Origin of the sequence: Marinactinospora rubrisoli, assembly GCF_042664915.1 — a bacterium.
Taxonomy (GTDB): domain Bacteria; phylum Actinomycetota; class Actinomycetes; order Streptosporangiales; family Streptosporangiaceae; genus Marinitenerispora; species Marinitenerispora rubrisoli.
Window position 1 is genome coordinate 819,892 of record NZ_JBHTBH010000001.1, and the last position, 11,962, is coordinate 831,853.

The 11,962-nt window shown below is 73.7% G+C and carries 10 protein-coding genes; 3 read left to right on the top strand and 7 right to left on the bottom strand.

The annotated features are described in order from the left end of the window. Nucleotides 1-100: 100 nt before the first annotated feature. Nucleotides 101-757: a dienelactone hydrolase family protein gene (locus tag ACFQRF_RS03675; protein ID WP_379868763.1), complete on the bottom strand. Its 657-nt coding sequence runs from the start codon at nucleotides 755-757 to the stop codon at nucleotides 101-103. Nucleotides 758-993: 236 nt separating this feature from the next. Between ACFQRF_RS03675 and ACFQRF_RS03680 the strand changes: the two genes are divergently transcribed. Beyond that, the gene (locus ACFQRF_RS03680) at nucleotides 994-1,458 is read left to right on the top strand and encodes an Hsp20/alpha crystallin family protein (protein WP_379868765.1); all 465 of its coding nucleotides are present in this window, start codon (nucleotides 994-996) and stop codon (nucleotides 1,456-1,458) included. A 107-nt stretch (nucleotides 1,459-1,565) separates the two neighbouring features. On the opposite strand, the gene ACFQRF_RS03685 is transcribed toward ACFQRF_RS03680, so the two are convergent. Then, a complete protein-coding gene (locus ACFQRF_RS03685; protein WP_379868767.1) occupies nucleotides 1,566-2,444 on the bottom strand; it encodes a LysR family transcriptional regulator in 879 nt (292 codons plus the stop codon). A gap of 100 nt (nucleotides 2,445-2,544) precedes the next feature. Here ACFQRF_RS03685 and ACFQRF_RS03690 point away from each other — a divergent pair, with 100 nt between their 5' ends. Both ACFQRF_RS03690 and ACFQRF_RS03695 read left to right on the top strand, forming a co-directional pair. After that, entirely contained in the window at nucleotides 2,545-3,408 is an 864-nt protein-coding gene (locus tag ACFQRF_RS03690) for an aldo/keto reductase (protein WP_379868769.1), read from the top strand. Nucleotides 3,409-3,454: 46 nt separating this feature from the next. Then, nucleotides 3,455-4,390: an aldo/keto reductase gene (locus tag ACFQRF_RS03695; protein ID WP_379868771.1), complete on the top strand. Its 936-nt coding sequence runs from the start codon at nucleotides 3,455-3,457 to the stop codon at nucleotides 4,388-4,390. Here ACFQRF_RS03695 and ACFQRF_RS03700 read toward each other — a convergent pair. The 5 genes from ACFQRF_RS03700 to ACFQRF_RS03720 form a co-directional block, all read right to left on the bottom strand. Next, nucleotides 4,387-4,770 (bottom strand): 2Fe-2S iron-sulfur cluster-binding protein, encoded by a 384-nt coding sequence (locus tag ACFQRF_RS03700; protein WP_379868773.1) that lies wholly within the window; start codon nucleotides 4,768-4,770, stop codon nucleotides 4,387-4,389. The two genes, ACFQRF_RS03695 and ACFQRF_RS03700, sit on opposite strands and share 4 nt — an antisense overlap. A gap of 242 nt (nucleotides 4,771-5,012) precedes the next feature. Then, nucleotides 5,013-5,942 (bottom strand): cation diffusion facilitator family transporter, encoded by a 930-nt coding sequence (locus ACFQRF_RS03705; protein WP_379868775.1) that lies wholly within the window; start codon nucleotides 5,940-5,942, stop codon nucleotides 5,013-5,015. A gap of 253 nt (nucleotides 5,943-6,195) precedes the next feature. Beyond that, the gene (locus tag ACFQRF_RS03710; protein WP_379868777.1) at nucleotides 6,196-9,513 is read right to left on the bottom strand and encodes a right-handed parallel beta-helix repeat-containing protein; all 3,318 of its coding nucleotides are present in this window, start codon (nucleotides 9,511-9,513) and stop codon (nucleotides 6,196-6,198) included. A gap of 115 nt (nucleotides 9,514-9,628) precedes the next feature. Then, the gene (locus tag ACFQRF_RS03715) at nucleotides 9,629-11,266 is read right to left on the bottom strand and encodes a hypothetical protein (RefSeq protein WP_379868778.1); all 1,638 of its coding nucleotides are present in this window, start codon (nucleotides 11,264-11,266) and stop codon (nucleotides 9,629-9,631) included. A 133-nt stretch (nucleotides 11,267-11,399) separates the two neighbouring features. Next, complete coding sequence (locus ACFQRF_RS03720) at nucleotides 11,400-11,912, bottom strand: hypothetical protein (protein ID WP_379868780.1); 513 nt, start codon at nucleotides 11,910-11,912, stop codon at nucleotides 11,400-11,402. Between the last annotated feature and the right edge of the window lie 50 nt (nucleotides 11,913-11,962).

Here is an 11,962-nt window from a genome sequence, read left to right on the forward strand (position 1 = left end):
CGGTCCAAGGAGCGGACGGCCGCTCCGCGCGCCGTCGCCTCCGGGGCGGGACGGCGCGGGCGGCGCGGCCGGGTGGGGCCGGAGGACCACCGGTGCGGCGTCAGGTACCCGGCTCGCGGAGGTAGCGCTCGAACCAGCCCGACGCGGTGTCGGCGACCTCGGCGAGCGCGCCCGGTTCCTCGAACAGGTGCGTCGCCCCCGGGACCACGTGCAGCTTGGTCACACAGTGCATCCGCCGGGCCGCGGTGTCGTTCAGGGCGAGCACGTCGTCGTCGGCGCCGCCGACGATCAGCAGCACGGGGGCCGTGACCTGCTCCAGCGCCGGCCCGGCGAGATCAGGCCGGCCGCCGCGTGAGACGACGGCCGCGACCTGGCGGGGCAGCGCCGCCGCGCACCCGAGCGCGGCGGCGGCGCCGGTGCTCGCGCCGAACAGGCCCACCGGCAGGTCGCGCACGTCCTCGCGCTCGGCCAACCACGTCACCGCGCCGTTCAGCCGTTCGGTGAGCAGCGGAATGTCGAACCGCACCCGGGCGGTGTCCCGGTCCTCGATCTCCTCCTCATCGGTCAGCAGATCGAACAGCAGCGTCGCGAACCGGGCCGAGTTCAGCGCCTGCGCCACGGCCCGGTTGCGCGGGCTGTACCGCGAGCTGCCGCTCCCGTGCGCGAACACGACCACGCCCCGCGCCTCCGGGAACAGCGTCAGGTCGCCGTTGAGCAGCGTCCCCGCGGCGTCCATCCGCACGGCCAGCACGGTCACGGGCGCTCCCCGCGCGGACGGTCCTCCCGGTGCGTGCACTCGCGCATGCCCGCTCTCCCTTCCTGGATTCGTGACGCCGGCGTGCCGCCGGCGGGACCGGGCCGTCTACCCGGGCGCCCGGCCTTCATGCGCCCGCACGGCCCCGCCAGGCGGCGGATCCCGGCCGCATATCCGCCGGTGCGCGTGGTAGGGGCTGATATAGGAACGTGCGCGACACATGGGGGAGGAGAAGCGTCATGGTGCTGCCAGTACGCCGTACGCGGGCCGTACCGGCCCAGTGGACGCCGTTCAGCGAGTTCGAGGACCTGTACGACCGCATGGGACGCCTGCTCGACGTCGCCTTCGGCGAGTCGGCGCGGCCGGACGTCTGGACGCCGTTCGCGGACGTGTCCGAGAACGAGGACGGCTATGTCGTCGAGGCCGAGGTGCCGGGGCTGCGCAAGGACGACATCGACATCCGCCTCGACGGCAACGAGCTGATCATCAGCGGTGAGGTCAGGGAGAGCGGCGAGCAGGCCGAGAAGGCCCGCCGGCTGCGGCACAGCACCCGCCGCTACGGGCGGTTCGAGTACCGCACCATGCTGCCCCATGACATCGACCCGGAGCGGGTGTCCGCCCGGCTCGACAACGGGGTGCTGAGCGTGTCCGTCGCCCGAAGCGAGCGTGCGAAGCCGCGCCAGATCTCCATCACCGCCGAGTAGGGCGCGGGCGGTCCCGGAGACCGGCGGGGTCGCCCCGCGGCCCCGCCGGGGACGTGTGCTTCCGGTTCGGGGCACGCCCGGCGGGCGCGGACCCCGGCGCCGCGCGTTCAGGCGGCGTCGGGGGTCCGGATGAGGTCGATCACGCGGCGCGTGGACGCCGTCGCCGCGGCCGAGGTGATCGCCGAGACGGTCCAGCCGGGTGCGTCGGGCGGCATCGATCGGATCGTCAGTCCGGCCGCCTGCGGCTTGGCGGCGACGTGGCGGGGGACGATGGCGGCGCCGAGGCCGCGGTGGGTGAGATCCAGCAGGGTGTGCACGTCGTTGACGGTGCAGCGCACACGGCGGGCGACCCCGTGGGCTTCGCCGGCCGCATCGTTCAGGGTGCGGATGGCCCAGGACTCGTGAAAATCGATGAAGTCCTGCCCCTCCAGCTCCGCCCACTCCACGGCGCGCTCCACGTTGAGGGGGTGGCCGGGCGGGGCGAGCAGGACGAGCGGCTGCCGGCCGAGTTCGATCCGTTCGAGCGTGCCGAGGCGGTCGGCGGTGGCGATGAACGCGACATCGAGGACGCCTTCCCGGACCCGCAGGGTGAGTTCGTGCGAACCGGCCTGCGTGAAGTGCAGATCGAGGAGGGGATGACGGCGGCGCACCCGTTCCAGCAGCGCGTTGACGTCGACGACGCCGAGGCACTGCTCCGCTCCTACACGGAGCCGCCCCAGCAACCGGCGTGAGGTGTGCTCGACGGCTTCCCGCGCGGCGGCCGCCTGGGCCAGCATGGTGCGGGCGTGCGGAAGGAGCGCGTGCCCGGCGTCGGTCGGCTCCACCTTGCGGGTCGTGCGGTGGAAGAGCCGGGTGCCGAGCTCCCGTTCCAGGCCGCGGATCGCCGCGGAGAGACCCGACTGTGAGACCCCGCAGATCGCGGCCGCGCGGGTGAACTGCTGTTCCGCGGCGAGGGTGACGAGGTACTCCATCTGCCGGAGATCCATTCAGTGCTCCTGGTACTGAATCGCATGAGTTTCAGTTGTTGGATTTCTAGTCGAGCGGTCCTTATCGTAAGAGCGCCATCCCCACGGGAAAGGACCACTCGTGCAACAGCGGACCCTGGGCCCCCGTACCGTCTCGGCGATCGGTCTCGGCGCCATGCCGATGTCGATCGAGGGCCGTCCGGACGAACAGCGCTCGATCGCGACGATCCACGCCGCGCTCGATGCCGGCGTGACGCTCATCGACACCGCCGACGCCTATCACCGCGACGCCGGTGAGGTCGGGCACAACGAGGAGCTCATCGCCCGCGCGCTGCGCACCTACGGCCGCGACACCTCGGACGTCATCGTGGCGACCAAGGGCGGGCACCTCCGCCCCGGCGACGGGTCATGGACGCTGAACGGCCGCCCCGAGTATCTGAAGGAGGCGGCGAAGGCCTCCGCCCGCCGGCTGGGCGTGGACGCCATCGGTCTCTACCAGTTCCACCGGCCCGACCCGGAGGTGCCGTACGCCGACTCGATCGGCGCCATCCGGGACCTCCTCGACGAGGGCGTCATCCGGCTCGCGGGCATCTCGAACGCGAACGTCGCGCAGATCGACCAGGCGAACGAGATCCTCGGAGGCCGCCTGGCGTCGGTGCAGAACCAGTTCTCGCCCGCGTTCCGTTCCAGCCTCGACGAGCTCCGGCACTGCGCGGCCCTCGGGGTCGCGTTCCTGCCGTGGTCGCCGCTCGGCGGCATCGCACGCGCCGGGGAGATCGGCTCCCATCACGCTGCGTTCCAGCGGGTCGCGGACGCCCGCGGCGTCAGCCCGCAGCGGATCGCGCTCGCCTGGGAACTCGCCCTCGCACCGGTCGTGATCCCCATCCCCGGCTCGTCCCGGCCGGAGAGCGTCCTCGACTCGGTCCAGGCCGCCGAGCTGACGCTCACCGACGACGAACTCACGCTCCTCTCGGCCGGCGCCTGACCGGCCGCGCCGCCATGCCCCCACCCATCGCAAGGGAGCGCCCTCGATGAAGACCGTTCCGCTCGGCCCCACCGGTCCGGCCGTCCCGAACGTCGTCGCCGGCATGATGCGGATCGCCGGCAAGACCGACGACGAGATCCGCACGCTGGTGTCGACGGCGCGCGAGGCGGGAATCGACTTCTTCGACCACGCCGACATCTACGGCCCGACGGAACACGAATGCGAGCGGCGCTTCGCCGACGCGCTCCGGCTGACCTCATCGCAGCGGGCGGAGATCACGCTGCAGACCAAGGCCGGAATCGTCCGGGACGGGCCGTACTTCGACTTCTCCTACGAGCACATCGTCACCTCGGTCGAGGGGTCGCTGCGCGCGCTGCGGACGGACTACCTCGACGTCCTGCTGCTCCACCGGCCCGACGCCCTCGTCGAGCCCGAGGAGGTCGCGCGCGCCTTCGACGACCTGGAGGCCGCGGGCAAGGTCCGCGCGTTCGGCGTGTCCAACCACACGCCACGCCAGATCGACCTGCTCAAGACCGCGGTGCGCCAGCCGATCGTCGCCGACCAGCTCCAGTTGTCGCTCACGCACGCGCCGATCGTCGCGCAGGGCGTCGCCATGAACATGGCGGGGCTCGACCAGTCCACGACCCTCGACGGCGGCGGCGTGCTCGACTACTGCCGCGTCAACCGCATCACCGTCCAGGCATGGTCGCCGTTCCAGTCCGGGTTCTTCACCGGATCCTTCCTGGGGGCGCCCGAATACGCGCGGCTGAACACGGTCATCGACCGTCTGGCGGCGGAATACGGCGTCCCGGCGATCGCGATCGCCACGGCCTGGATCACCCGGCACCCCGCACGGATGCAGGTCGTCCTCGGCACGACGACGCCGGACAGAGTCGCGGGCGCCGCTCAAGGCTCCGACATTCCCCTCACGCGCGCGCAATGGTACGAACTGGCCCGCGCCGCGGGACACCGCGTTCCCTAGCGGCCGACCTCGGACTGCGCACCGCGACCGGCGCACCGTCCGTGTGGGGCGCCCCACGGCCGGGGCGCCGGCTCCGGGCGGGGTGCCGGGATCGTCACCGCGGCGTCGTCCATCAGCGCGGCACGGGTACGGCACGCGGTGATCGGACGGCCCTCGGCGATGACCGTGCAGGCACCACAGCGGCCGTCGGGACAGCCGGGGACGGTGCCGGACGTGCCGGTGACCTCGCGGATCGTGTCGAGCAGGGACACGTGCGGCTCGATCCGGACCGTGTGCCGGACACCGTTGATCCGGAGCTGGATCGTCACCGCGGTTCCGCCCTGCGCGGCCGCGGAGCGGGAATCACCGTGACCGCCGTGGTTCTGGTCGTCCTTGATCACTCGGGGACCTCCGAAGCGCCCGGGTCGCGGCCCGGCAACGAGAACGGCGCCGTCCGGGACCGCGCCCGGTACGGCGGCCGGGCCCCGCGGCCGCGCGTCCGCTGGCCGTCCGGCCACGCGTCCGGGCCGGGTGAGCAGGCAGCGGCCAGTCTATGCGGCGGGTACGCCGCCGGCCGGGACCCGGCGCGCGGCACGCGTGTCGGAGGCCGTGCCCCGGCCGCGCGCCGCCGGACCGGGCGGTGTCAGACCGCGGGCCGGCTCGCGTGGCGGATGTCCGGCTCGATGTAGATCAGCCGGGCGATCGGCACGGCCTCCCGGATCCGGCGCTCGGCGGCGTTGATGGCGTGCGCGACCTCGGTGGCGCTGTCGCCGCGGTCGATCGCGATCTTGGCGGCGACCAGCAGTTCCTCCGGCCCCAGGTGCATGGTCCGCATGTGGATGAGGGCATCGCCCTCGGGGCCATCGGCGATCGCGCGTTCGATCAGCCGGACGTGTTCGTCGCTGGCGGACTCGCCGATGAGGAGGCTCTTCATCTCGACCGCGAGCAGCCCCGCGATGACCACGAGCAGCAGCCCGATCGCGCCGGTGCCGAGCCCGTCCCATACCCCGTTGCCGGTGGCCAGAGTCAGGCCCACTCCGGCGAGGGCGAACACCAGGCCGAGCAGCGCCCCGGTGTCCTCCAGCAGGATGACCGGGAGTTCCGGCGCCTTCGACCTGCGGACGAACCGCCACCAGCTCGTCCGGCCGCGGACCGCGTCGGCCTCCCGGACGGCGGTCCGCAGCGCGGACGCCTCCAGCGCCATCGCGACGAGCAGCACCACCACGGGCACCCACCGCCACTCCTCGATCGGGTGCGGGTCGCTGATCTTGTGCCACGCCTCGTACAGCGCGAACAGCCCGCCGAGGCTGAACAGCACGATCGACACCACGAAGGCGTACACGTACCGTTCGCGCCCGTAGCCGAACGGGTGCTCCGGGGTGGCCCGGCGCTGGGCGCGCCGCCCGCCGACCAGCAGGAGCACCTGGTTGCCGGAGTCGGCCACCGAGTGGATCGACTCCGCCAGCATCGACGATGATCCGGTCAGCAGGTAGGCCACGAACTTCGTGGCCGCGATGCCCAGATTGGCGCCCAGCGCCGTCACGACGGCCTTCGTGCTGCCCTCCGTGCTCACGGGCGGTTCATCTCCCTCGTACCTCCGCAGTGGTGTCCGCCGCCGCGGCCGTCCGGCGCCGCGGCCCGGGTGCCGCCCGCCGGGCTCCGGCCGCCCGGACAAGGTCGGACGTGCTCCTCCTGTTCTACTCCGGCGCGGGCACGGCGGCGTGGCCGGGTCCGGCGACGGGAGGCGGGGGCGACCGGGGCCGCCCCCGCCGAGCGCGGGTACGAGGTACGGCGGGACGACCCGGGTCAGGCCGCCGCGGCCCGCCTCACGCCGGGTCCGGAACGTCCGCCGGCAGCAGCGCGGTGAAGTCCTCCCGGCCGGCCGTCCCGGCCAGTTCGATGAGCCGGCCCGCCTGCCGGGTGATCATCCGCTCCAGCACCTGGCGGGCGTACCGCGCGTTACCGAAGGACGCGGTCCGCGGCACCGCGGCGAAGTGCTCCGCCAGCTTCTGCAGCGTCTCCGGACCGCACTCGTAACCCGAGGACGCCGCCATCTTGGCGACGATGGTCACCAGCTCCTCGTCGCTGTAGTTCGCGAACTCCACCTGGTGGGCGAAGCGGGAGGCCAGACCCGGGTTGGAGTCCAGGAACCGCTGCATCTCGTGGGTGTATCCGGCGACGATCACCACGACCTCATCGCGGTGGTCCTCCATCAGCTTCACCAGGGTGTCCACCGCCTCCTGCCCGAAGTCGTTGCCGCTGCCGCCCCGTGGGGTCAGGGTGTACGCCTCGTCGATGAACAGCACCCCGCCCTTCGCCCGCTCGAACACCTCGGCCGTCATCTGCGCGGTGTGCCCGACGTAGCGGCCCACGAGGTCGGAGCGCGCGGTCTCCACCACCTGGCCGGAAGGCAGCACACCGAGGGTCTTCAGCATCCGGCCGTACCACCGCGCCACCGTGGTCTTACCGGTACCGGGCGCGCCGGCGAAGACCAGGTGGTGGCTCATGGAGGCCACCGGGAGCCCGAGCGCCTTGCGCTGGTTGGACATGACGAGCAGGTTGGCGAGGTCGTTGACGGTCGACTTCACCCCCTCCAGGCCCACCATGTCCTGCAGCTCGGCGCGCAGCGCCGCCACCTCGTCGACCGGCTCACCGGCGTCGTCGGACGGCGCCTCCATGCCCAGGTCCACCGGCAGCAGCAACGTGAGATCGGCCGGGTTGTCCGGCGGCTCCCCGCCCAGCCGGTACGCCTGCCGGTCGACCATCTCCTCGAAGATCTTGCGCGCGTCGCGGCCGTTGCCGAAGGTCGCGCCCCGGTGCATCCCCTCGAACTTGGCCTGCAGGGCGGCCTTGGTCTCGTCCGCGAGCTGGTAGTGGTGGGTCTGGCACATCCCCTCCACGATCCGCACCAGCTCCTCGACCTCGTAGTTGGGGAACTCGATCGTGCGGCTGAACCGCGACGCCATGCCGGGGTTGGCGGCCAGGAAGCCCTCCATCTCCTCGGTGTATCCGGCGACGATCACCACGACCTCGTCGCGGTGGTCCTCCATCAGCTTCACCAGGGTGTCGATGGCCTCCTTCCCGAAGTCCGGACCGCTGCCGCCGTCCTGCTTGCCCGAGAGGGTGTAGGCCTCGTCGATGAAGAGCACCCCGCCCTTGGCGCGCTCGAACACCTCGGTGGTCTTGATCGCGGTGCCGCCGACGTACTGCGACACCAGGTCGGCGCGCGCCACCTCCACCACGTGGCCGTAGCGCAGCACGTCCAGTTCGGCCAGGATCCGGCCGTACAGCCGGGCCACCGTGGTCTTACCGGTACCGGGCGGCCCGCCGAACACCAGGTGCCGGCTCATCGGCGGCGTCGGCAGCCCCATCTCCGCACGGCGCTTGGCCATCTGGTTACGGTTGATGAGGGTCTTGACCTCGTGCTTGACGTTGGCCAGGCCCACCAGCGACTCCAGCTCCGCGAGCGGCCCATCGGCCTCGGACACCTCCTCGCCGGAGGGGTCCGCGCTCGGGAGACCCGGCAGCGGGGCCGCCTCGGGGAGGCTGCCGTCGGCGTCCGCCCCGTAGGTGTCGGGGGCGCCGTTGCCGCTGCTGAGCAGGTCGCTGGCGCGGACCCGCTCGCTGCGCACGGTCTGGCGCAGCCCGGCGCGGCCGTTGTCGCGCACCGAGCAGTCCTCCACGACGACGTCCTCGGTGCTGTGCACGAGCACGCCATCACCGGCGTTGCCGAAGACCTCGCTGCGGCGCAGGGTCGCCCGCGCTCCCGCGGCCACCAGCACGCCGTTGCGGCGGCCGTTGTACACGCGCGAGCGGAGCAGGGACGCCTCACCGCCGTTGTGCACCGCGATCCCGTCGCCCGTGCAGTCGGAGACGTCGCAGTCGCGCAGGTCCGCCCGCGCCTCCGCGCCCACCGCGATGCCGGCGTCCCGGCTCTCGCGCACCTGGACCCCGGACAGCAGCGGCCGGGACCGCTCGTCCACCTGCACCGCGCTCTTGGCGGTGCGCTCGATCGTCACGTTCTCCAGCCGGCCCTGGCCGCCCTTGCGGAACCGCACCCCCTGGCCCTTGGTGTCGGCGATCGTCACACCGCGCAGGAACGGGCTGCTCGCCTCGACCACGAACCCCGGGCCGTTCGCGCCGGTGACCAGCCCGCGATCGAACTCCACGGTGCTGCCGCCGCTCACGCTGACCCCGGTGCCGCCGCGCACCGTGAGCTCGATGAAGGAGGTCCCGGCACGGTCCTCGGCGCGCACCCCGTCGCCGCCGGCCTCCTCGACCTCGCAGTCGGTGAACGTGCCGCGCGCCTTGCCCCACACGTGCACGCCCACCCCCTTGGAACGGGCGACCACGACGCGGCGCAACTGCGGGTCGGAGCCGTTGTGCACGGCGACGCCGCGCCCGCCGACGCCGTCGAACCGGCAGTCCTCGACCTCGGTGCGCGCCCGGCTGGAGACCACCAGGCCGTCGTCGGCGGTGTCGTGCACCCGGATGTCGCGCAGGGCCGTGGAGGCGTCGTCCTCCAGCGCGATCGCCGGCTTGGAGCACCCCGAGATCTCGCAGTCCTCGATCAGCCCGGCCGCCTGCCCGCTGGCGAACACCCCGTTGCCGCGTACGTCGCGGAACACGCACGAGCGCACCTCGGGGTGCCCCCGGTCGCCGATGACCAGCGCGCTGGTCTCCACGTCCTCGATGACACAGTCCTCGATGATGCTGCGCTCGGGCGTCGTGATCACCACCCCGGCACCGCCCGAGCAGGTGACCCGGCTGCCCCGCATCGCGAGTGCGCCGGTGTCCCGTGCGACGACCGCGGTCCACGCCGAGCCGTCGACCTCGCAGTCGTCCATCTCGGCCTGCCCCGCGGCGATGTCCACGGCGGGACGCTGCTCGTCGCGGCCGCGCAGGACGAGACCGGACAGCTTGACGGCCTCCGCCGCCGAGACCACCGCGCTGCCGGACTCGGCGACGACTTCCACGCTGCCCCGGCCGTCACGCGCCATCAGCGTGACGACCTTCATCAGCACCAGACTCTCTTCGTAGCGACCGGGCGCGATGCTGATGAGCGCGCCGCTGTCGGCCGCGGCCAGCGCCGCCCCGATCGTCGGGTGCGCGTCCGGGGCTACCGTGAGAAGTTGCCTGGCCATCTCGTCTTCCCTCTTCTCCTCCGGCCCCCGTGCGCCGGGCGGGTTCCCGGACCCGGGCGGCCTGGTGCGTGGTCGGGCGGGGCGGCACGGCCGCCCCGCCCGGGTGCGCGCGTCGTCACGAGCACGTGGTCCGGATCACCGACGCGGCGACGTGCGCACGGTCCGTGCCCTGGCCCGCCAGCGGGTCGGCGCCGATGTTGGTGAGCTGGATCGTGAAGGTCTCGGCCGGCGCGGTGAATCCGGTCACCTGCACCCAGCCGCCGCGCACGCCGGCCTGCTCGATGCCGAACACGCCGATGGCGTCGCCCTCGGGGCGATCGCCCGAGAAGACCTGGTACCGGGCCTCCTGCTCGGCGATCCACAGCGGGCTCTCGTCCTGCGGGATGTGCACGAACAGCTCGCACTTGGCGCCGGCGCGGCCGGGCGAGAACGTCCAGTACGCGAACTCGCCGTTGCCCTCCTCCGGATTGCCGGAGACGGGGATCGCGTCGTAGTCGGCGTTGCAGTCCTCCTGCTGGTCGGCGCCCTGGCGAGTGGCCCACGACTTCCTGCCGTCGCCCTCCTGCCAGTGGCCCGTCCGGCCGTAGGAGGCGGCGGCGTCCGAGGGGCAGCCGGGGCCGACGACCTCGGAGAAGCTCCACGCGGCCGGAGACGGCTGGGCGGCCGGCTGCTCCTCTGCGGGCGGAGCGGGCTCCTCGGAGGGAGCCGGCGCGGGCGGCGGGGCGTCGGCGTTCTCCTCGTTCGCCGGCTGACGGTTCTGCTCGCCGTCCTCGGCCGTGCGCTCCTCGCCCCGGGGCGCCTCCTGCTCCTGTTCGGGTCGCTCCTCCCGCTCGCCGGCCGGTGCCGCTCCCGCCAGCGTGCTCGGGCCGTCGCCGTCGGCGCTCTGCTGCCCGGTGTCGGCGGACCGTTCCGTGCCGCCGCTCTCCTCGGCGTCCTCCGACCGCGAGGAACGCTCGCCGCCGGTGTCGTCCTCGGCCGGTGTGTCCTCGGAAGCGGAGCGCTGCGACCCCACCTCGGGCAGCGAGCCGATGATGCCGGGCGCGTCCTCGTCGGAGATGCGGGCCTCCGGCGCCTCGCCGGAGCCTCCCGACCGGTCCCCGCCGCCGCCGGTGGTGGACGTCTCCCCGGCGGGGCCGTCCGGGGCCGGCTCGTTCGGCTCCTCCTCACCGGTCCCGGCGGCGGCCGGGTCCGGCGTGGCCGCCCCGCCCGCGGGCCGCTCCTGCACCTCGGGCACGTAGCCGCCCGAGTCCTCCTCGGGCGCGTCGTTGACGCTGCCGGTCGTGGCGGGGGCCTCGGCCGTGCTGTCGCCCCCGGCGGCCGCCGTGCCCGCGGCGTTCTCGCCGGCCTCCCGGTCGCTGGTGCCGGCGATCAGGCTGCCGGAGGTGAGCGGCACCGTCTCCAGCGAGGTGTTCTGGGTGCTCGCGGACACCGCGAACGGCGCGGCGATGAGGATCAGCCCGGCGATCGCGGCGCCCGCCAGAACGGGCGGGCCGGGGCGGCCGAGCTGCGGGCCGGGCTCGACCGGCTCCAGGGGAGCGCGGGCCACGGCGCCCACCGCGTCGAACGCGCGGGGGTGGCCGGCCGCCGCCGCGGTGGCGGTCGCGGTCTCCGCCTGCCCGGCCGGGGACGTCGCACTGGACGCCTCGGGGACGTCGGCCCGGCCGTCGGCCGCCGGCGGGGTGGACGGGGGCTGGTCCGGCGAGGTGGCGGGGGACAGCGCTCTCTCCTGGCCGCCCTCGAACTTCTCGGTCATTGACGGTCCTTTCCACAACCCAGGGGGAATCGCCGGGCCGCGCTCGGCGCGCGGCGTGGACGGGGTGGCAGTACTCAGCAGACGGGGATCGGATCCATGGCGGCCGTCCGTGCCGGGCGGCGCCGCCGGGTGGTCACGGCCGGGGCTCCGGCGCGTCGGGTCGTTCGGCGCTCTGCGGGGCGCCCAGCTTGTAGGGGGCGTGCAGGTCCGGACGCAGCACACCCGCGGCCGGCTCGCCCCGCCCCTTGGCATCGCGCAGCGCGGCCCAGACGTGCGCTCCGGCTCGCACCCGGGCGGCCCCCTCCTCGAACCCGGCCGGGGGCGTGGCGGGCTCGCTCCATCCGGCCGCCTCGCGCCCGTCCGTCCACACCCAGCCGAGCTGGACGCCGTCCTCGTCCGCCAGCGCGGCGCGCAGCACCGGCGGCTGGTACCGCCAGGCGTACTGGTCGGGGACGCTGTCGACCCGGACGGTGGAGCCGTCGGGGTGCCATCTGGGGTGGCTGAACGGGCCGTCCGCCGCGGGTTCCGGCTCGGGGGCGGGTGCCGGCCGCGCCTCCGAGTCCGGCCGCGCCGCGGGTTCCGGTTCCGCGGCGGGTTTCGGCTCCGCCGCGGCCCGGGTAGCGGGCGGCTTCTGCTGCTCTGTCATCTTGGTGTCCGTTCTACCGGTCTTCAAGGGGCATGTGGTATGCGGCGCCG

Bases quoted from the DNA above. Each gene is read 5' to 3' on its own strand.
- ACFQRF_RS03715 (WP_379868778.1), bottom strand. From the start codon at position 11,266: ATGACCGAGAAGTTCGAGGGCGGCCAGGAGAGAGCGCTGTCCCCCGCC.
- ACFQRF_RS03685 (WP_379868767.1), bottom strand. From the start codon at position 2,444: ATGGATCTCCGGCAGATGGAGTACCTCGTCACCCTCGCCGCGGAACAG.
- ACFQRF_RS03695 (WP_379868771.1), top strand. From the start codon at position 3,455: ATGAAGACCGTTCCGCTCGGCCCCACCGGTCCGGCCGTCCCGAACGTC.
- ACFQRF_RS03710 (WP_379868777.1), bottom strand. From the start codon at position 9,513: ATGGCCAGGCAACTTCTCACGGTAGCCCCGGACGCGCACCCGACGATC.
- ACFQRF_RS03720 (WP_379868780.1), bottom strand. From the start codon at position 11,912: ATGACAGAGCAGCAGAAGCCGCCCGCTACCCGGGCCGCGGCGGAGCCG.
- ACFQRF_RS03680 (WP_379868765.1), top strand. From the start codon at position 994: ATGGTGCTGCCAGTACGCCGTACGCGGGCCGTACCGGCCCAGTGGACG.